Annotated in this window: 15 protein-coding genes; 8 read left to right on the top strand and 7 right to left on the bottom strand. The window is 65.5% G+C overall.

Going from position 1 to position 19755, the window contains the following annotated elements:
• Positions 1-4 precede the first annotated feature (4 nt).
• The 5 genes from GTP90_RS09930 to GTP90_RS09910 all read right to left on the bottom strand — a co-directional run bounded on the left by GTP90_RS09930 (position 5) and on the right by GTP90_RS09910 (position 6804).
• Positions 5-823, bottom strand: coding sequence for a sterol desaturase family protein (locus GTP90_RS09930; protein WP_254451803.1), 819 nt, complete (start codon positions 821-823; stop codon positions 5-7).
• Between the two features lie 75 nt (positions 824-898).
• Positions 899-1627 (bottom strand): PEP-CTERM sorting domain-containing protein, encoded by a 729-nt coding sequence (locus GTP90_RS09925; RefSeq protein ID WP_254451802.1) that lies wholly within the window; start codon positions 1625-1627, stop codon positions 899-901.
• A 206-nt stretch (positions 1628-1833) separates the two neighbouring features.
• Entirely contained in the window at positions 1834-2895 is a 1062-nt protein-coding gene (locus GTP90_RS09920; RefSeq protein ID WP_161083365.1) for an acyltransferase family protein, read from the bottom strand.
• Positions 2896-2906: 11 nt separating this feature from the next.
• Positions 2907-4079 (bottom strand): DUF5009 domain-containing protein, encoded by a 1173-nt coding sequence (locus GTP90_RS09915; RefSeq protein ID WP_161083364.1) that lies wholly within the window; start codon positions 4077-4079, stop codon positions 2907-2909.
• Positions 4066-6804: a TonB-dependent receptor gene (locus tag GTP90_RS09910; protein WP_161083363.1), complete on the bottom strand. Its 2739-nt coding sequence runs from the start codon at positions 6802-6804 to the stop codon at positions 4066-4068. The genes GTP90_RS09915 and GTP90_RS09910 overlap by 14 nt, the downstream gene beginning before the upstream one ends.
• Before the next feature lie 165 nt (positions 6805-6969).
• Between GTP90_RS09910 and GTP90_RS09905 the strand changes: the two genes are divergently transcribed.
• Genes GTP90_RS09905 through GTP90_RS09895 form a run of 3 tightly spaced genes read left to right on the top strand, consistent with a single transcriptional unit; the run spans position 6970 to position 10445 of the window.
• Complete coding sequence (locus tag GTP90_RS09905) at positions 6970-7626, top strand: response regulator transcription factor (RefSeq protein WP_161083362.1); 657 nt, start codon at positions 6970-6972, stop codon at positions 7624-7626.
• Between the two features lie 2 nt (positions 7627-7628).
• On the top strand, positions 7629-8999 hold the full coding sequence (locus GTP90_RS09900; protein WP_254451801.1) for an ATP-binding protein: 1371 nt from the start codon (positions 7629-7631) through the stop codon (positions 8997-8999).
• 51 nt (positions 9000-9050) lie between these two features.
• Positions 9051-10445, top strand: coding sequence for a DUF2799 domain-containing protein (locus GTP90_RS09895; RefSeq protein WP_161083360.1), 1395 nt, complete (start codon positions 9051-9053; stop codon positions 10443-10445).
• 6 nt (positions 10446-10451) lie between these two features.
• Here GTP90_RS09895 and GTP90_RS09890 read toward each other — a convergent pair whose 3' ends face one another.
• Positions 10452-12128, bottom strand: a complete 1677-nt coding sequence (locus GTP90_RS09890; RefSeq protein WP_161083359.1) for a S53 family peptidase — start codon at positions 12126-12128, stop codon at positions 10452-10454.
• Between the two features lie 198 nt (positions 12129-12326).
• On the opposite strand from GTP90_RS09890, the gene GTP90_RS09885 reads away from it, so the two are divergent.
• Both GTP90_RS09885 and GTP90_RS09880 read left to right on the top strand, forming a co-directional pair.
• On the top strand, positions 12327-12881 hold the full coding sequence (locus GTP90_RS09885; protein WP_161083358.1) for a sigma-70 family RNA polymerase sigma factor: 555 nt from the start codon (positions 12327-12329) through the stop codon (positions 12879-12881).
• On the top strand, positions 12878-13774 hold the full coding sequence (locus GTP90_RS09880; RefSeq protein ID WP_161083357.1) for a hypothetical protein: 897 nt from the start codon (positions 12878-12880) through the stop codon (positions 13772-13774). The genes GTP90_RS09885 and GTP90_RS09880 overlap by 4 nt, the downstream gene beginning before the upstream one ends.
• On the opposite strand, the gene GTP90_RS09875 is transcribed toward GTP90_RS09880, so the two are convergent.
• Positions 13767-16652, bottom strand: a complete 2886-nt coding sequence (locus GTP90_RS09875; RefSeq protein ID WP_161083356.1) for a DUF2135 domain-containing protein — start codon at positions 16650-16652, stop codon at positions 13767-13769. The genes GTP90_RS09880 and GTP90_RS09875 overlap by 8 nt on opposite strands.
• Before the next feature lie 165 nt (positions 16653-16817).
• On the opposite strand from GTP90_RS09875, the gene GTP90_RS09870 reads away from it, so the two are divergent.
• From GTP90_RS09870 to fabI, 3 genes are read left to right on the top strand one after another with little or no spacing between them, the layout of a single operon-like run.
• On the top strand, positions 16818-17768 hold the full coding sequence (locus tag GTP90_RS09870; protein WP_161083355.1) for a phosphate acetyltransferase: 951 nt from the start codon (positions 16818-16820) through the stop codon (positions 17766-17768).
• Between the two features lie 4 nt (positions 17769-17772).
• Entirely contained in the window at positions 17773-18966 is a 1194-nt protein-coding gene (locus GTP90_RS09865) for an acetate/propionate family kinase (RefSeq protein ID WP_161083354.1), read from the top strand.
• A complete protein-coding gene (gene fabI, locus GTP90_RS09860) occupies positions 18963-19742 on the top strand; it encodes an enoyl-ACP reductase FabI (RefSeq protein WP_161083353.1) in 780 nt (259 codons plus the stop codon). Before GTP90_RS09865 ends, fabI begins: the two co-directional genes overlap by 4 nt.
• The last annotated feature ends 13 nt before the right edge of the window (positions 19743-19755 follow it).

Genomic DNA, 19755 nt, shown 5'->3' with positions numbered 1-19755 from the left:
TGGATTATAGCGAAGGATCGCCCGCTTGCCTCAACGCCTCGTGCGCGCTGGGAGGCGCTTCGCTGATGCCGTAGGCCGCCGGCCACTCGGCGGGCAGGTGCCAGGTGCCGAACACGCGGTCGAGGAAAGGCAGCATCGACGAGAAATTGCGGTCCAGCGGCGCCACGCTGGTGTGGTGCCAGTGATGGAAGGCCGGCGTGGCGATGATCGATTCCAGCGGGCCGAGCCGGACCCGCAGATTCGAATGGATGAAGAATCCCCAGACGGTGCCGATGATAATCACCAGCGCCGGCGTGGCGCTGCCGCTCGCGCTGGCGCCGGCAAGGCCGAGGATGTACAGCGGCGTCATGCCGAACAGCCGGGTGACAACCATGTCGACCGGGTGCGCATGCGTGTTGATCAGGAAGTACAGGTGCTCAGGCTTGTGGTGCACCGAATGAAAATGCCACAGCCACGGCAGCTGGTGGCTCAGCCGGTGGCCCCAGTAAAAGCCCACCTCGGCGATCAGCAGGGACAGCGGCAGCTTCACCGCCAGCGGCAACGCGCCCACGGCGGCCGGCACGGCGGCAGGCAACACCGCCTGCGCTGCCACGGCCACCACGGCCATCAACGCGCTCAGCACGGCGGCCGGCAACAGGCTGTTGAGAAAATACAGGCCCAGATTGATCGCCAGCGCGCGCCGCGGCAGGCGCGCCTTGCGCACCGCGAGCCAGCGCTCCAGCGGCACGAACACCAGCGACAGCAGCACCAGCCACACGCACAGGCGCGCGACGTTGACCGCAAAAGTGGGCAGGTAGGCGAGGAAGGCGTTCATCGAAGTCATGGTGCCAATAATAGCGAAAACGGAAACGACAATGCCGGACGCGAACGTCCGGCATCGGTTGAAGCAGGCAGCGAATTAAGCGGCCTTGGCTTTGCGGCGGCGTGCGGCGAAACCGACCAGGCCGAGGCCCAGGCCCAGCATGCCCCAGGTTTGCGGCTCAGGTACGGAGGCCACCATCGACACGCCATCCAGCAGCGAGAACGGCGGCACGCCGGCAGGGGTGCCCACGGCCAGGAAGCTCAGCACTTCGCTGCTGCTGGTGGCGGTGAAGGTGAAGGTCTCTTTTTGCCAGCCGGTGAAGCCGTGGTTGGCGTTCTGTTTCACTTCGGTCGACTTGGTCTGATTGCCGAACGAGACTTTCCACTGTTCGGTGGTGGCGCCGTTGAACGATTGCTGCTGCGCGCCGGCCCAGTAGAAGCTCAGGTCGTATTGCTTGCCTGCGACCAGGCCGTTGACGGTCTGGGTCAGCGGGGCGATTTCGAAGGCGCCGTCGGCCGCGACGAAATTGCCGCCCACCGGGCTGGCGCCCAGGCCGTTGGCGGCGCCGTTATGTGGACCCCACAGTTGCAGGTTGCCGTAGCTGCCGGTGACGCCACCGTTGTCGACGTTCGAGCCGTTGAACAGGAAGTTGTAGCCGTTGCTGTTCCAGCCTTGCAGCTGATGGCCGCCCCAGCCGATCTGGCCGTAGTTGCCGCTTTCAAAACCGCCGTTGACGATCAATTCGCCAGGTACGGCGGCGTTTGCGGCGCTGGCGCTCAGGGCGGCGACAGCGGACAGGGCCAACATTATCGATTTAAAGCGCATGTAAAAACTCCAGATTTCGTATTTGAGGCGGACGGCCGGCCGCCGGCGGCGCGGAACGGTGACTTCAGCGAACTTGCTCTAAAAGCATTATGAATGAACAAGATGCAATTTGGAATATTTTTATTTTGTAAAGTTAGTTGAGATAGTCACAATGGATGTGCTAGCAATGGAAGCGATCCCGCTCAAATGCAAAAAGAAAACCGGGCTCAAATCGTGATGCGCCAGCCTTTTTTTTCAGCGCCGGCCATGGCCAGCCAGAATAGGGCGGTGAAGCAGGCGGCGAACGCCAGCGAGGCCGCCCAGGGGCCCAGCAACGGGGTCAGCGGACGGCTGAAAATCGTCGCGTAAAGTGGCCCCATGATGCCGCTGCCTTCGATCACGCAAGTCGCGATCCAGGAGCCGGCGTAGGCGGCGATGGCGTTCAGGCCCATGGCGCGGCCCAGCGGCGGCCAACCACGAACGTCGATCAGCTGGTGCGCCAGCGCGATGACCAGCATGCCGAATCCGCCGGTCCACAGCACGAACGACGAGGTCCACAGCTGTTTGTTCAGCGGCAGCACCAGCGACCACAGGCCGCCGGCCAGCATGCCCGCTGCGCCTGCCAGTGCCAGCGTGCGGGTCCGCCCTTGCCGCAGCCAGTCGCCGGCGCGCAGGCCGAGGATGACCGTGGCCAGCGACGCCAGCGTGCCCACGATGCCCTCCGGGTCGTGGCCGATGCCGGTGGCGGCGTCGTACTGGTAGGCCAGATGGCCGAGCAGCGCGCTGTCGACGCGGTCGGGCAGGTTCAGGCCCGGCTCCAGCGAACCGCCGGCGGCCAGCAGGCCCCAATATCCCAGCACGATGGTGGCGAACACCGCCCACTGCGCGCGGGCGCTGCGCACGTGGATGGCCAGCAGTCCCGCAGCGGCGAAGCAGATGCCGGTCCGTTGCAGCACGCCGAACAGGCGGAAGCCGCGCCCATTCAGCAGCAGCATCGCCACCACATGCAGTGCTATCCCCAGCAGCACGATGCGCGCGGCGCGCAGCAGCACCGGGCGCGCAAGCTCCGCCGCATTGGCGCCGGCCTCAAGGCGCGGCCCCAGCGCGAGGTTGAGCGAGACGCCGACGATCAGCAGGAAGATGGGGAAGATGAAGTCCGGCGGCGTGCAGCCGTGCCATTCGGCGTGTTCCAGCCAGGGGTAGACGTGCGACCAGTCGCCGGCGTCGTTCACCAGCAGCATGGCGGCCACCGTCAGGCCGCGTACCGCGTCGATAGAATTGATGCGCATAGTTTTCGAGGTTAAAGCTGCAATTTGAAGTGCAGCCGGTTGAGGCCCGCCGCCAGCGCCATGACGATGATGGCGTAGGCGAGGGCCCATAGGAATCCGGGCCAACCGGAGCCCAGCACGTCCGGCCGCGCCAGGTGCAGCAGCTGCATCATCGCGTAGACGATGTAGGGAATGATATAAACCAGCAGCGGATTGGCCGCCGCCGGCCGGACCAGCGCCACCCAGCCGTTAATGCGCCGCAGGTCGACCACCCAGTACAGCGCCGCGAACAGCAGTACGCAGATGGCGGAGCTGTAAAGCGCCCAGCTCGGCGTCGCATAAATCTTCGAGATCTTGAACCAGGGCCGCAGCACAAAGGCGATCGCGGTCAGTGCCAGCGCAAGCAGCAGCGCATCGCGGAACGGCTTGGCGCGCCCCTGGCCGAAGAAGATCAGCGACGTCACCATGCCGCACAGCGCGATCGATGTGTGCACGGCGTTTTCTGCCTGCGCGCCCAGCAGCTGCACAAGCGCGGACGATGGCGCCGCGTGGGCGGCGGCGTACAGGCCCGTACATGCCAGCACCAGCGCGACGAGCGGCAGGATGCGCGCACGCGCAAGCTCCCACGCCAATGCGCTGTACAGGTAGGCCCAGCCTATCAATCCCAGTATGCCCCACCATTGCGGCGCGAGCCGCAGGCTGCCATCGGCGCCGCCGCGAAACGCCAGCGCCAGCGCCACCAGCCCGCAAAGGCCGGCCGCCCGCAATGCCAGCGACAGCGTCCTGTTCGCGAACCGGTGCACGGTCCACACCAGCATCGCGCAGCCGTAGAACAGCAGCGACCACAGATGGATGGACATGCCCATCGCCGCCTCGTTGTAGCCGTCTTCCGCGTTGACCATGAAGACACCGAGCACCAACAAGCCGGCGGCCCGGGTGAGCACGTGCCGCCAGCGCTGGGCCGCCGTATCGCCCGCCGCCTGCCGCTGCGCCATGGCGAACGGTATCGACATGCCGACGATGAACAGGAAGGCAGGGAACACCACGTCCGGGAAGGTCATGGCGTCGGCATCCGCCGGGGCGTGATCCATCCAGGCCGGCATCCCGCGCACGCCTGCCAGCGTGTTCACGAAGATCATGACCAGGATGGTGACGCCGCGGAAGGCGTCGATCGCCAGTATCCGCGCCGGCCTAGAGTTTGCCACGCAGCCCCAGGTAGTATTGACGGCCGTTCGAATACGAGGCGATAGGCTGGTCCTTGTTGGTGCCGTAGTAGCGGAGCACCGCGTTGTTCAGGTTCAGCGCATCGAAGGTGACCGACAGGTTCTCGTTGATCTTGTAGCTGATCGACGCCGCCAGGTTGCCGGTCCCCGCCATCACCTGCGGGAAGCTGTTGTACAAGCCGCCCGAGAAGCTGGAGCGGTAGGTGTAGGCCAGGCGGGCGCTCAAGCGGTCGTCCTCGTAGTAGGTCTCTGCGTTGTAGGTGTTTTTCGAGTTGCCCACCACCGGCAGGCCGTCGTCCGCCTTGCCGTCGGTGTAGGTGTAGTTGGCCACGACGCCCACGCCTCCGAACAGGTGCTGCTGGTACGCCAGCTCCACGCCCTTGTTCTTGGCCGCGATATTGGTCGGCGACGAAATGGCGTAGCTGTCGAAGCGCTTGAACGAGTTGTTGAAGTAGGTGAGGTTGGCCGTGCCGTAGGTGACATAGGACGACATGTCCATGTAGAACACGCCGGCCGACAGCAACGCTTTCGGCGCGAAGTACCACTCCAGCGCGACGTCGTAGTTGGTCGAGCGGACCGGCTTCAGTCTCGGATTGCCGCTGCTGCCGGTCAGGTTGGTGTCGTTGAGCGTCACCGCACCGACCATCGCGCTGAAGTCCGGGCGCGCCATCGTCTTGGCGACAGCCGCGCGGGCCACCAGCTTGGGCGACAGGTCGATCTTGAAGTTCGCGCTCGGCAGGAAGTCGTTGTAGCCGCTCTGGTTCAGCGTCGGCGTGTACGGGCCGTTCACGTTGTCCTGGCCGATGGGATGGTCGCCGCCGGGGATGTTGGTGATCGTCGCCTGGTTGGTGTGCACATAGCGCACGCCCACGTTGCCGCGCCAGCCGTCGCCCGCCAGGTTGACCATGCCGTAGATGGCGCTGGACTTCTCCTTCACGTCCATCTCGCCGGCCCAGTTCTCGGTGGTGGGGCCGCCGGCCAGGTCGTATTTGGCGGCCCAGGCGGCGATGTCGGCGGGATTGATCTGCCACACGTTGCGCAGGAAGCCGCCGCTGTTGGTGATGCCGTTGCCGAAGTTGGACGGGTAGGTCGAGCCATTCCAGGCCGGCAGCGGCGCCGAGGTGGTGCCGTCGCAGGCCTTGCAGCTGCGGTTCTCCGGCTGGCTCACGCTGCGATGGTGTTCGGCGAAGCGCACGCCGAACTTGGCGGACTCCATGACGTCGCGATCGAGCCGCAGTTCGGCGTCGGCCTGCGCGTATTTTTCGGCATCCTTGGTAATGACGTGTGAGCCCCAGGCGGAGGCGGTGACGTAGTTGGTGAACTTCGACGTGTCCGCGCCGGGGAAGGACATGATGGCCGGCGACAGGCCGTTCAGCGTGTAGCTGGAACCGGCGCCGGTCAGGCCTGCCTCGTAGCCGATATCGGCCGGGGTCTTGCCGGTGCCGCGCGTGTAGCCCACGCTGCCGCTGATGCGCAGGTCCTGGTTGACCTTGTAGCTGCCATCGAGATCGATGTAGGCCGACGAGGACGACGAGCCGGGACGGTAGATCTGGTCGCCGAAGGCCGAATACAGCGACGAGTTGTAGGTCTGCGTGGCGCTGACGGCCGGGTACTGCGACGCCGGGATCGTCGCCGACACCAGCGTGCCGCTCTTGATGGTGTAGGCCGAAGGGATCACGCCGACCGGCGCGCCTGTGTCGGGGTTGGTGGCGTTGATGTTGGCGGCGATGTTGTTGTAGAAGCTGCGGTTGTAGTTGGCCGCGTCCAGCTGCGAGCTGAAACCGTTGATGTCGAAGCTCAGTTCCTTGTTCGGCTTGAACTGGAGGTCGAAGGCGCCGCCGGTGCGCTTGCGGGTCTGCTCGAACAGCGAGGCGCTGATGCCGGCCGGCGCCAGGATGCCCGCCAGCTCGGGATGCGCCTTGGCCGCGTTGCTGTCGGCGGCGATGGCGGTGTAGCCGTAGAACTCCTGGCCGTCGCGCCGCTCATGGCGTTTTTCCGAGAACAGCTGCACCAGCACGCCGAAGGTCTTGGCGTCGTTCTTCCAGCCGATCAGCGCATTCATTTGCGGATCGGTCTTGCTGGGCAGGTCGGCATGGATGGCCTGGGCCGAGGCTTCCAGCGTCAACTGCTTCTTGAAGTCCAGCGGCTTGCGGGTTTCGATATTGACCGAGCCGGCCACGCCGCCTTCCACCATGTCGGCCTGCTGGCTTTTCTGCACCGTGACCGCGCTGACGATTTCCGACGGCAGCAGCGCGTAGCTCACGCTGCGGCCGACCGCGCCCGCCTGGTCCAGCACGAACCAGTCGCCGGTGCCGATGGTATGGCCGTTGACCTGCGTCTGCGTCAGGCTGGAGCTGGTGCCGCGGATGCTCACGCGGTCGTTCTCGGCGAAGCCGCCTTCGCCGCCGGCGGAGGAGGAGATGTTCACGCCCGGCACGCGCTGGATGGCGTCCGCCACGTTCTTGTCCGGCATCTTGCCGATGTCTTCGGCCGATACCACTTCGGACAGCGTATCGCTATTGCGCTTGCGGGCCAGCGCCTGCTGCAGGGAGGCGCGGATGCCGGTAACCACCACCTGTTCCAGCGGCTGGGCGCTGTCGCCGGCCGTTTGCTGCGCCATCGCGGGCGCCGCCGCGCATGCGAGCATCAATGCCACCGCCGACGCGATCGGCGTTGGCACCGTTTTCATCCCTGCTTTGCTGTCCATCTAATCTCCCACGATGATAGTTGTAGTGTGGGCAGATTCTCCCTAGTCTTCCTTAACGCAATCCAAAAGAAACCTTAAGGGTTTCCTAACGCTGTGGCGCGCAGGCGATTGACAGGCGGGCGGGAAGATGCGTAGATACGGGCTTCACGAAAGAGGTGGTTACACATGAAGATATGCCTGGTCGAGGACGACCTGGAACTGGGCAAGGCCTTGCAAGCGGCCTTGCAGGATGCGGGACAGGAAGTGGTATGGGTGCGCCGCGCCAGCGATGCGCGCCATTGGGTGGAAAACGAGCCGTTCGACGCGGTGCTGCTGGACCTGGGCCTGCCCGACGGGAACGGCATCGACGTGCTGCGCGAGCTGCGGGCGTCCGGCCACACGCTGCCCATCCTGGTCATCACCGCGCGCGACAGCCTGGAGGACCGCTTGAACGGCCTCGATCGCGGCGCCGACGACTATCTGGTCAAGCCCTTCGTGGTCACGGAACTGCTGGCGCGCTTGCGCGCGGTGATGCGGCGCGCCACCGGCTGGAGCGAATCCGGTGAGCCGGTGTGGAAGGTCAAGGACCTGGTACTGGACGATAAGCGCATGCTGTTGACCCGGGCCGGCGTCAACGTGGTGCTGTCCAAGACCGAATTCGCGCTGCTGCATGCGCTGATGCGCTACCCGGACCGTGTGCTGACCCGGCGCGAGCTCGAGTCGCGCGCGCTGCCGCACAGCGAGGGCGCGGCGCTGGACGTCCATATGTCGCACCTGCGGCAGAAAATCGGCGAGGGCTACATCCGCACGGTGCGCGGCGTCGGCTACGTCGTCGACAAATGACAATGCACAATCGCTCGCTGTTCAAGCGCCTGCTGTTCGGCTTCATCGCGGTGATGATGCTGATCTGGCTGGCGAACCTGGCACTGGATGTGTACGAGACCCGCACCAGCAAGCGCCGCGACATGCAGCGCGAGCTGCGCGCCAGCGCCTTGCGCATCATCGTGCTGATGCAAACCATCGGCGAAAGGCCACCCGGGCAGATCCAGCCCCTGGTGCGCAAGATGGAACAGCTGCACTACGCGCTGTACACGGAACTGGGCTGGTACATACCGGCGCTGCAAACGCAGGTCTGGCGGCACGGGCAGCTGGTCTACGCCTCGCCGGACGCCGGCCTGCCGCCCACCGATGCCGCCGCCGGCCCGCACCGGCAACCGCTCAGGGACGGGTGGGTGGTCTCGGTCGAAGACGACCCCGCCACCGGCGTCACGGTGCGCATGGCGACCGAGGTGATAGGCGAATGGATGCTGCAGGTGTCCAGCATCGGCTATTACTTTGCGCCGCTGCTGTTCAGCATACCGTTCCTGCTGCTGCCGGCCTGGTTCATCATTCGTGTCGGACTGCGGCCCTTGAAGTCCATCGTCGGCGAGATCGAAGAGCGCTCGGCCACCGATTTGTCGCCGCTGGCGCCGTCGCCATACCTGGAGCTGTCGCCGCTGGTCGGTTCGGTGAACCGGCTGATGGAGCGCCTGACCGAGCGGCTGGAGCGCGAACAGGAGTTCCTGGTCGACGCCGCGCATGAACTCAAGACGCCGCTGTCCATCATCCAGATCAATGCCGAGACGTTGGCCACCACGCGCACCGCGCAGCGTGTGGAAGAAGCCGGACAAGGCCTGCGCACCGGCGTGCAGCGCGCCACGCACACGGTCCACCAGTTGCTGGCCTTGGCCCGTTCCGGCGGCGACCGCGATCACGCCAGCCTGGTGCCGCGCGACTTGGTTGAACTGGTGGCGGACCGCTTGGCGCTGGCCGGCCAGATCGCCGCCACCCGCCATGTCGAAATCGAACTGCAGGCGCCGGAGCGCTGCATCCTGCCGATGCACCTGGAAAGCATGGCGTCGCTGATCGATAACCTGGTCAGCAACGCCGTCAAGTATTCGCCCGAAGGCGGGCGCGTGACGGTATGCATCCTGGAGGCCGATGGCCGCGTGGACTTCTCGGTGGCCGACCAGGGACCGGGCATCGCGCCGGAAATGCAGCGCAAGGTGTTCGAACGCTTTTTCCGGCTGCCCGACCAGGACCAGGCGGGCAGCGGTCTTGGGCTGGCGATCGCCGAGCGGGCCGCCGCCCGCAACCAGGGCCGCATCCTGCTGGCGAATCGCGACGAAGGACCGGGGCTGATGGTGAGGGTAAGCTTTACGCAAAACCCAGCCTGAGCGTGTCAAATTTGCCATATAATCTGGCCGCTGAAACTCTCATATCCCGCCATGAATTATCTGACCCGCTTTCGCCCGCTGATCCTCGCTGTGCCGCTGCTGCTGGCCGGCTGCCAATCCACCATGCAGCGCATCGCCGATTGCAAGGTCGGCGACTGGAACGCCATCGGCCACAAGGACGGCTTGCAGGGCGAACCGGCCAACTACGCGGAGCGCAAGGACTTCTGCGATGACCACGCCGATGCCAAACAAACCGCCGCCAGCGGCGCGGAGGCGCAGTACACGGCCGGCTGGGCACAGGGGAACTGGGACCTGTGGTCGCAATTTGGCAAGGCCGATGGCGGCAACGGGCAGCAACCTCAGTTTGACGCCCACGTGGCCAGCGAAGAAATCCGCAAGCACAATACGCCGCTCAACCGCCCAGCCTACGATGCCGGCTGGGCCATCGGCAATTCCGAATACTGGCGGGGACTGGGCAAGCGCGCCGGCACCGACGGCCAGCCACTGGCCGCGCAAAAGGACGCCGCGCGCGTCAGGGCCGCAGCGACGCAGCTGCGCTTCGACGAAGCCGCATATTCCGACGGCTGGCAGATCGGCAACCGCACCTTCTGGCAGGATGCCGGCTACACCGACGCGCGCAATGGCACGCCGGACAGCGCCTTCCGCGACCGTGCCGCCGCCGCCCGCAGCGCCGGCGTGCAGGTGCAGGAGGAAGCCTACCGTGCAGCATGGAACGGCGAGATCGTCAACTACTGGCGCAACCTCGGCACCCAGGATGCCGTCAGCGGCAAGGACTTCGCCATGCGCGGCAAGGAAGCACGCGCCAAGGGACTGAAGATTTTCGAGTCCGACTACCGCCAGGCCTGGGAGACGCGGCTTGCCGCCTACTGGAGCCAGGCCGGCGCCGACGATGGCTATGGCAAGCCGTTCATGCTGGACGAACGCATCGCCAATGCGGGGCGCGATGGCGTGTTCGTCACCGCCAAAACCCGCGACCAGTACACGGCGGCATGGGAAGAGCAGAACACCAGGTACTGCCAGCCGGAGAACGCCTTTGAACGTGGGCGCACCAACATCGGCATGATGGTCGAAGTCTGCCGCGTCGAGATGCGCAACCAGTTGAAGCATGCTTACGTGAGCGGGCAGGATTTCGAGATCGCCGCCGCCAAGCACCGCCAGGCGGTGGACGATGCCAATGATGTGGCGAACCGCCTGAATGACGCCCGTCATCGATTGGCCAGGCTGGAACGCGAGATCCGCTCGAACCAGGAAGCCAAGGACCGCGTGGTCAACGACGAAACGAGGAAGCAGGACGCCCGCCGTGAACAGGAGCGCCGCGATCTGTACGACTACATTCCGCGCCTGGAGCGCCAGCTCGATGACGCCCGCCGTTGGGTGGAACGTCATGAGCAGCAAATGCAGCGCTTGCGCCGCGAGATCTACTGACCGGCGTCAGAACCCGCCGCTGGAGGTGACGAAGGCGGCGAAGCTGCCGACATTCAGGCTGCCGAAACCGGTCGTGTAGTCCCAGCCCTTGGCTGCGGTGTATCCGCCGTTAGTGCCGGAGATGACATCGTGGAAAAGCGCCGTCTGCGCCACGCCATATTTGTACAGGGCGGGAGCGGGGAAGGCCAGCCGGTTGCCATTGGCGGACTGTATCCGCGCCCAGAAGCCGGCGAAAATAGGCGCGGCCAGGCTGGTGCCGCCGTACTGCACGTACTTGCCTTTGACGAGCGTGATCGCCCCGGTCGACGGATCGCCGGCGAAGGAGATATCCGGCACGCCCCGGCGGGTTGAAGTGCCCAGCACCTTGGACGCCAGTTGCCAGCTTGGCGCGGCCTCGATCAGGCTCACGCCACCGCCCGTGCCGCCGCCGGTGGCGCAGGTGCTGTAGTTGGTGCACGCCCAAACGGTTTCACCGGTCCACGTGCCGGTGGTGCTGGTGGAGACCGACGTGCCGCCGACCGCGATCACATACGGGGAGACGGCTGGATAGCTTTGCGCGCTGGTCTTGCCGCCGCACTCGTAGGAGCCGGCATCCCCGGTGGCGACGACGAAGGTCTGGCCTTGCGCCACGGCGGCCAGGAAAATCTGGTCGTCGGTGGCTTGCGTGCCGCTCAGGCGCGCGTTGGACTCGCACTCGCCCAGCGACACGTTGATCACCTTGGCGACATTGGCCGCGACGGCAGCGTTATAGGCCGCCGTCAGATCCGCCTCGGTCAGCGAAGCCGCCGCATAAAACACCATGGACTTGACGGCGCCGCCGGCCGCGCCCAGCGCGTTCTGGCTGTCGATATTCCACTCCGCCGTATTGTCCGTGGTGGCGGTCGTGCTCACGCGCCGGCTGGCGCTGGCGACGTTGACCACACTGACCACCGGCTGCGCGTAGCCTGCGGTGCGGGCGAAGCTGCTCAGGTCCGTCAAGGTCTGCGTCATGCTGCCGGCGGTGATGATGCCGATGGTCGTCTTGGCCGCGGTGGGCAGGGCGGTGGCGTTGTAGATCGCCGGCCAGGCCGTCGGGCTGTGGCCCACCTTGCCGGCTGTGGCGTAGACCGATGCCTGCGCCTCGACCTGCGCGGTGTGCGCCAGATGCACGGTTTGCAGGCCATGCACGCCGAGCACGATGCCGCTCAATGCGCTGGGCACCACCGGATCGTTGGTGTTGGCGTACGCCGTGCGCTCGCCTCTGGAGAAGTGGCGCATCTGGACATTGAAGGCCGAGCGCGCGCTGCCCACCGAGCCGTCGGCGCTCACCAGCATGTTATTTGGACTGATCTCGATATTGACGAAGCCACTCTGGCTGAGGTGCTTGACCACAGCGGCGACATCGGCCGGCGCCGGCGCATACCGGGACAGGAACTGCTCACTGGTCAGCGGGGTGTTGGTCTGGCCGGCCATCAGGCTTGCGGCGAAGGCCTCCAGCTGGTCGCGGTTGCGCAGCTGAAGCGAGACCGCGACGTGCAGCGTATCGCCGGACCGCATCTCTGCGCCGGGCGTGAAATCGCTGGCGTCGGGCGCGTGGGAATGCGTGGCGCGCCAGTTCTGCGGCTGCGCATGGACGGGCAAGGACTGCGACAACGCCAGGCCACAGGCCACAGCGAAAGTGATGGGGCGAAGAGTAAAGTGCATGACGTGCTCCTGAGCTTTAGCAGCTAAAGTTTATCTCGGGAAATATCTCTAGCGGCGAAATTTACACGTCTTTACAGCCCCGGTTGCGGGAAAGCCTTTATGGCTTGGCAATATTTGGTAACAATACGTGGATTTCCGGGCGGGCTGTGCTTGCGTTATCATTACGCCATGTCCGCGCCACGATCCGATGAAATGCTCATGCTCAGCTATCGCAACGGCGATCTGGCGGCGTTCGAGGAACTGTACCGGCGCCACAGCCAGGGACTGTATCTGTTTCTGGCATGGCGCTCGCCGCGCCGCGAATGGGTCAACGACATCATGCAGGACAGCTGGGCCAATCTGCACCAGGCCCGCGCGCGCTACGAGCCGGGCGCCAGCTTCCGCACCTATCTTTTCCAGATCGCGCGCAATCGCCTGATCGACTTGATACGCCTGAACGAGCGTGTGCTGCTGGCCAGCGACGGCGGCGAGGAGGGTTGGTTCGAGGGCGTCGCCGATGGCGCGCACGATAGCCTGGCGCCCGACGGCCAATTGGAACGCAAGCAGCAGAACAGCCGATTGCATGCGATGATACGTTTGCTGCCGGTCGATCAGCGCGAGGCGCTGGTGCTCCAGCAGTTCAACGGCATGAGCCTGGAGGAAATCGCGGAACTGGTGGCGGCGCCGGTGGAGACGGTGAAGAGCCGCCTGCGTTACGCGATGCGCAGGCTGCGGCAGGAACTGGCGCCGGCTGCCGAAGAGGCGAGAGCATGAATCCACACGATCACACTGAAGACGCGGAATTCGAAGATTTCCTCAATGGCGAGGGGGACCTGGCGCGCCAGCTGCAAGGCGTGCCGCAACCGCAGCCGCCGGAGGCTTTGTCCGCCGCCATCCTGGCGCGGGCTGCTGCCGACATGCGCGGCGGCGGCGCCGAATCGGCAAACGATGCGCTGCACGATGCCGTGCCGGCCGCACCGCCGGCCCGCCACTACCTGCGGCGCGCGAGCGTTCCGCTTGGGTTGGCGGCCAGCGCGGTGTTTGCCTTGTTCGCTGTGCGCGTCCTGATGCCGCAGGCGGTTGCGCCGGTGGCCAAGGAGCCTGTGGTCGTGGCGGCGGCTCCTGTCGCGGAAGTGCCGCCGCCCGCTGTTGAAATTGAATCGGCGCCGCCGCCAGCGCCGAAAGCTGTTCAGCACAAGCGCTCCGCGACGCGACCGGCGCCGCCCGTGGACATCGCGGTCGCCGCGGCGGACACCGAAATTGCCCCGGCACCGGCATTAGCTGCGCCGTCGATAGCAGCCGCGCCACCGGTCATGGCTGCGCCAATGGCCAAACGGTCCACCGTGCTGGCTGCACGAGAGGAATCCAGGCAGCTGATCCTGCAACCGGAGCCTGGCGCCGAATTCCCATTGCTGGCGGCGCCAGCGCCGCTTGCTCGCATGCGGGCACCGGTGATGGCAGATGCCGCATCCAAGCCACGGCCGATGAGTTATTTTGGCGCGGTAGTGGAGGACCCGCCGGCGCCCGAGTGGCTTGATCGCATCGACGCAATGCTGAAAGCCGGCCAAACGAAAGAAGCGCATGCGGAATGGCTGAAATTCCGCATGCGCTACCCGTATGCCGAAGTGCCGCCTGAACTTCAGCGGCAACTCCAGGCGATCAATTAACGTCGAACTCTCCCACCAGCACGGTGCTGCCGGTATCGCGCAGGCGCAGCGTGACCATCTGGTCGCGCTGTTTCGCCGTGCCGAAGCCGGTGCTGAGGCGCAGCTGCACCGTCGTCGCGCCAGCCACGATCTGCTGGCGGCTGCCAAAGGAGTTGACCTCCACCCGATATTTGCCAGGCTTGGCCACCCGCAGCGAAAACTCCTCAGGCCCGTAGCCGCCGGTGAAATCGCGCGACATGCGCCCGCCCTGGTAGGTGTAGCGGTTGCCGTAGTAGCACTTCTCTCCGTTCGGATCGGTGACCCACAAATCGATGTCGGTGTTGTCGGCGTCCCAGGTCAGCACTGCCCGCAAGGCCAGCGGCAGGTTGCGCAGCAGGCGCGGATCGACGCGGCTGGTGTCCGGCTTGACGGCAGCCTTGGCGACAATCGCATTCAGCTCCGCCAGCGTCACCAGCTCGATTTCGGCAAAGCGGCCATCCCACGGACGGTTCAGCACTTCCGCCAGCTGGTCCACCGCCGGTTGCACCTGTCCGGCGGCGGCATAAGCGAGGCCCAGATCGCGGTACGATTGCGGCTCCTCTTCTGCCAGCAGCAGCACCTGCTTGAACACGGGGATCGCCAATACCGGCTCGCCCGCCTGCAGCAGCCGGTAGCCGAGTATCCGCAATACCTGGCGGTTTTCCAGATTCATCTCCGCCAGGTTGGATAGCACGCGCAAGGCCAGGTCGCGCTGGCCCGATTCGAGCAGCATGTCCGCGCTGTCGAGGAAGAAGGCGCTGCTGTTGGCGTAGTTCGGCTTCTCGTCGAGGTAAATGGCATACAAGTCGCCGGCTTTGGCGGCCTTCATGCGGGCACGATACGGTTCGTCGGGTGACCATTTCTTGAGCTGGATGCCGGCGTTCGGCGTTTCATCGCCGGATGGCGCAGGGGCTTTGGCGAGGCGCTCCGCGTTGCGCGTCTCGGCGCGTCCGTATGCCAGCGGCGCAGGCGCTCGCCTTTGCGTTGGCGACGGGGCCATTTCGGCCACCGCGGCCGGCATCATACGAGGCTCGAACTCCATCGCGCCATCGCCGTCCTGCTTGAACTCGATATGCCGGGGCGGCGCCGACTTCGGATAGGTCTTTGCCCACCACGCCACCTTTTGCTCAAATTCCTGCACGACCTGGTCGCTGTGTTGTGCGGCGATGCGGCGCCGCTGCGTCAGGCGATTCTCTTTGAGCTTGGCATAGGCTTCCTTGTAGGCTGCGGGCGGTTCGATGTCGTAGCGCAGATAGTCCTCCAGCCGGTCCAGCACCAGCAGCGAGGTTTCGCGCGTGGGGATGCCGAAACGCTGGCCGACACGCCGGATCTCTCCGCGTTTCAGATCGTAGTCCGCTTCCAGCGCATGCAGGCGGTAGCTGGCCCACATGCCAGCGGCCAGTGGGTGGAACGGCGCCTTGCCGCTAACCGGCACAGTCATCGTGCGGCTCTTGCCCTGCTGCGTCAAGGTTAGCGCCAGCTCCGCATTGGCTTGTTTCAGGCGCCCGGCGATGCGCAATATGCCGTCCTGCGGCTCGCGTGCTTCAATCGCGATATCGGTGGCGCCGGTGGCTGCGACATCGCTCAGTTGCAGCTCGTCGGCCAGCAGCGCTTGTGCCGCCTGCACCGGCTGGCCTGCCTGCAGTTGCACAAGGCGGCCACCATTGCGTTCCGCCAGCGCCGACAGGCGCGCGCTGTCCGACACCAGCGCCGAATTCAGCGCATACAGGCGCTGACCCTTGCCCAGCGTAGGGAAGGGCGCATCGCCATAGTTGGACAGTCCATCGCTGACCAGCAGGTATTCGTTGATGTCCGCTTCCGGCTTCCATGCGCCCAGGGCGCTGGCGCCGTCGTAGGCGGTATTCGCCAGCGCGGCGCGCAAACCAGCCCAATTGCCGTTGACGACGCGGTATCGCTGGCTAGCCTCCGTGCGGTCGCGCAGGCGGATCAACCGCACCTCCACATTGCGCACGGTCTTGAAGTAGGCGTCCAGCACTGCCAGTTCGGCCTCGGTCTGGCGCTGGGCGCCGGAGCCCGAGCTATCCCACAGCAGTCCAAGCACGCCTGGCGGCACCCGCGCCGGATGGTTGCTGTCCCCGGCGACGGCGATCTCGCTGAGGAAGAAGGTCTCGCCGTCGAACTCCTGCACAAAGGTCTGCGGTTCCGTCGCGGCGGACAGCGTCAGCTCCAGTGTGCCGTCGGCGCGGAAGGCATTCCTGGCGATGCGGGCGCGATAGCCGTCCTGCTGGCGCTCGAACTGCACGCCGCCCAACGCGCCGCGCGTCTGCGGGGGCGTTACCGCGCCGTGCACATTTAGTTCCAGATCAAATTCCTTGATCCCTTCACCGTAGGCCAGGGGCAGCCGATACAGCCGCTGTGCCTCCTGGCGCGGCAGCGCTTCGGCATATTTGAGCTGCACGGTGCGGGTGCCGTGCGGCGGTATCGGGTAGACGCGCAGCTTGAAGTTATTCCCCTGGGTCGTCTCCAACAGCGCGGGATCGACGCGGGTTCGTTCAACCTCCTCGAAGATCATGCGGCCCTTGGCTTTTTCGACCGGCACAGCGGGCCGCAGCGCCCCGTCGATATCCAGCGCGAACGCGGTCACGTGCTGCGCGGGCAGCAGCGGGAACTGCAGTTCGCCTTCCAGCTGTACTGCGTTTGGATTGTAGAACACCATCTCCACGGTGGTTTGGGCCAGGCCGCCGCTGATCTCCGCGCCGATGCGCAGGCTTTGCAGGCGCACTGGCGTCTGCGCGCGCGGGGCGATCAGGCGCGGCGGCATGATGGGCGGAAGCGGCGCGATGGCGTTCGCCGTCAACGACAGGCTCAATAAAAGTACTGCTAGCAGTGGGCGCAACATGACATCTCCTTGGCCGGAAAAGCCCGGCGTCCCATGTGAAACGGACCGGCGGGGAAATCAGGGTTAAACCGCGCAAAATAATTCGATGCGGCACCGCAGCAATATTCGATTGCGTTATCTAGATTTGTTGATATCATTTCCCTGCCTGACCACAAAGGAAACCAGATGAATGCACCAAGTACGCCTCACCCGAATTACGAAATCCTGATCGCTGCGGCGCGCAAAGCCGGGCCGGTCACGGTCGCCGTCGCGCACGCGTGCGACCGCCACGCACTGGAAGCTGCGCTGGATGCCGCCCGCATGGGGTTGATCAATCCGATCCTGGTCGGGCCACAGGCACGCGTCCGCAAAGCCGCGGAGGAGGCGGGCCTGGACATCTCCGCACTGCAACTGGTCGATACCGAACACAGCCACGCCTCGGCCTTCCGCGCGGTGGAGCTGATCCGCGAAGGCCATGCGTCCGTGCTGATGAAGGGCAGCCTGCACACCGACGAATTAATGGGCGCCGTGGTCGCCGGCGGGACCGGCCTGCGCACCGGGCGCCGCCTGAGCCACTGCTTCGTGATGGACGTGCCTGGCCGCGACGAGCCGTTGATCGTCACCGATGCCGCCGTCAACATCAATCCCACGCTGGACGAAAAGGTCGACATCATCCAGAACGCCATCGACCTGGCCCATGTGATGAAGTTCAATCCGGTCAAGGTGGCTATCCTGGCGGCGGTGGAGACGGTCAGCGCCAAGATGCCTTCCACGATAGACGCCGCCGCGCTGTGCAAGATGGCGGACCGCGGCCAAATCACCGGCGCCATCCTGGACGGTCCGCTGGCGATGGACAACGCCATCGATCCCGAGGCCGCGGCGATCAAGCATCTGGTCTCGCCGGTGGCCGGCAAGGCGAACATACTGGTGGCGCCCGATCTGGAAGCCGGCAATATGCTGGCCAAGAGCCTGACCTTCATGGCCGGTGCGGCGGCGGCGGGCATCGTGCTCGGCGCCCGCGTGCCGATCATCCTGACCAGCCGTGCCGACTCGGTCACCGCGCGCCTCGCGTCCTGCGCGGTGGCGGTGCTGGTGGCGCACAGCAAACTGGCCACCGGCCACGCCATGGGAGCTTGAGGACATGGCACCTAACGATAGCATCGTCGTCATCAACGCTGGCTCGTCGAGCATCAAGTTCTCGCTGTACAGCGGCGCCGGGCTGGCGCTCACGTTCAATGGGAAAATCGAAAACCTCTACAGCGGCGTCACCCGCTTCAGCGCGCAGGACGCGCAGGGACGCTCCATCGGAGAGCACCGCTGGGCGGACGCTCCGCTGAACCACGAAGGCGGCATGCGCTTCCTGATCGATTTCGCGCAATCGCATCTCGAGGGCCATCGCGTGGTGGCGGTGGGCCACCGCATTGTTCATGGCGGCGTGGCCTACAGCGGGCCGCAGCGCTTGAATTCCGATGTACTGGCCGCGCTGGAGAAGCTGATACCGCTGGCGCCCCTGCATCTTCCGCACAATCTGGCGCCGGTGCGCGCCGTGATGGCGATGGCCCCTGATGTGCCGCAAATGGGTTGTTTCGATACCGCCTTCCACGTCGGCCAGCCGCCGGAAGCCCAAGCGTTCGCGCTGCCGGCGCGGATCACCGAGCAGGGCGTGCGGCGCTACGGCTTCCACGGACTGTCGTACGAATATATCGCCAGCCGCCTGCCGGATGCAGATCCATCGCTGGCAAGCGCCAAGGTGGTCGCGGCGCACCTGGGCAATGGCGCCAGCATGTGCGCGATGGCCGCTGGGCGCAGCGTCGCCAGTACGATGGGCTTTACCGCCGTCGATGGCCTGCCCATGGGCACCCGCTGCGGCGCGCTGGATCCCGGCGTGGTGCTGTACCTGATCGAACAATTGGGCATGGATGTGGGCGGGGTGCAGAAGCTGCTGTACCAGGAGTCCGGCCTGCTTGGCGTCTCCGGCATTTCGCCGGACATGCGGACGCTGGAGCAAAGCGACGATCCGCACGCAAAAGCCGCCATTGCGTTGATGGTCTACCGCATCGGCCGCGAACTGGGTTCGCTGGCCGCGGCACTGGGAGGGTTGGACGCATTGGTCTTCTCGGGCGGGATAGGCGAGAACAGCACGGCGCTGCGCGCGGCGGTCTGCCGCGACGCCGCCTGGCTGGGTGTGAAGCTGGACGCCGGCGCCAACGACGCCAATCCGCGTGGCGTGGCGCGCATCAGCGCCGCCGACAGCAAGGTGGCCGTGTGGGTGATTCCGGCCAACGAGGAACTGATGATTGCCCGTCACACGCAAACATTATTGGAGCGCCCATGAATACCACCGAAACGATTTATCCGATTTTGTCCGGCAAACGCGCGCTGGTGGTCGGCGTCGCCAATGAGCACTCCATCGCCTGGGGCTGCGCGCTGGCCTTCCGCAAACTCGGGGCGGAGGTCGTGCTCACCTACCTGAACGACAAGGCCTTGCCGCACGTGGCGCCGCTGGCGCAGGAAATCGACGCGCAGCTATTGCCGCTGGATGTGACGATACCCGGCCAAATGGAAGCGCTGTTCGCGAAAGTGGCCGAACAGGGCAAGCTGGATGTCCTGGTCCACTCGATCGCCTTCGCGCCCAAGGCGGATTTGCAGGGCGGCCTGCTGGATTGTTCGCTGGACGGCTTCCTTCAAGCGATGGACATCTCCTGCCACTCCTTCGTGCGCATGGCCAAACTGGCGGTGCCGTTGATGACTGAAGGCGGCAGCATGTTCGCCATGAGTTACCATGGCGCGGAGAAGGTCGTCCCGAACTACAACGTCATGGGGCCGGTGAAGGCTGCGCTGGAAGCGTGTTGCCGCTATCTGGCCTATGAACTGGGCCATCGCGGCATCCGGGTCCATGCGATTTCGCCGGGGCCGCTGCAAACGCGGGCCGCCTCCGGCCTGAAGGACTTCGAACTGCTGCTGCGCGACGCCGCCACCCGCGCGCCCGTGGGTGAGCTGGTGGACATCCTCGACGTCGGCAATACCTGCGCCTACCTGGCCTCGCAATATGCACATCGCCTCACTGGCAGCACCGTCTATGTCGACGGCGGCCTGAATATCATCGCTTAAGGAAACCGGTTTT

It is taken from the genome of Duganella vulcania, assembly GCF_009857655.1.
Taxonomy (GTDB): domain Bacteria; phylum Pseudomonadota; class Gammaproteobacteria; order Burkholderiales; family Burkholderiaceae_D; genus Rugamonas; species Rugamonas vulcania.
This window is presented reverse-complemented; position numbering and strand designations above follow the sequence as displayed.

Coding starts and splice junctions, on each gene's coding strand:
- GTP90_RS09930 (WP_254451803.1), bottom strand. CDS start 823: ATGACTTCGATGAACGCCTTCCTCGCCTACCTGCCCACTTTTGCGGTC.
- GTP90_RS09925 (WP_254451802.1), bottom strand. CDS start 1,627: ATGCGCTTTAAATCGATAATGTTGGCCCTGTCCGCTGTCGCCGCCCTG.
- GTP90_RS09920 (WP_161083365.1), bottom strand. CDS start 2,895: ATGCGCATCAATTCTATCGACGCGGTACGCGGCCTGACGGTGGCCGCC.
- GTP90_RS09910 (WP_161083363.1), bottom strand. CDS start 6,804: ATGGACAGCAAAGCAGGGATGAAAACGGTGCCAACGCCGATCGCGTCG.
- GTP90_RS09905 (WP_161083362.1), top strand. CDS start 6,970: ATGAAGATATGCCTGGTCGAGGACGACCTGGAACTGGGCAAGGCCTTG.
- GTP90_RS09900 (WP_254451801.1), top strand. CDS start 7,629: ATGCACAATCGCTCGCTGTTCAAGCGCCTGCTGTTCGGCTTCATCGCG.
- GTP90_RS09895 (WP_161083360.1), top strand. CDS start 9,051: ATGAATTATCTGACCCGCTTTCGCCCGCTGATCCTCGCTGTGCCGCTG.
- GTP90_RS09890 (WP_161083359.1), bottom strand. CDS start 12,128: ATGCACTTTACTCTTCGCCCCATCACTTTCGCTGTGGCCTGTGGCCTG.
- GTP90_RS09885 (WP_161083358.1), top strand. CDS start 12,327: ATGCTCAGCTATCGCAACGGCGATCTGGCGGCGTTCGAGGAACTGTAC.
- GTP90_RS09880 (WP_161083357.1), top strand. CDS start 12,878: ATGAATCCACACGATCACACTGAAGACGCGGAATTCGAAGATTTCCTC.
- GTP90_RS09875 (WP_161083356.1), bottom strand. CDS start 16,652: ATGTTGCGCCCACTGCTAGCAGTACTTTTATTGAGCCTGTCGTTGACG.
- GTP90_RS09870 (WP_161083355.1), top strand. CDS start 16,818: ATGAATGCACCAAGTACGCCTCACCCGAATTACGAAATCCTGATCGCT.
- GTP90_RS09865 (WP_161083354.1), top strand. CDS start 17,773: ATGGCACCTAACGATAGCATCGTCGTCATCAACGCTGGCTCGTCGAGC.
- fabI (WP_161083353.1), top strand. CDS start 18,963: ATGAATACCACCGAAACGATTTATCCGATTTTGTCCGGCAAACGCGCG.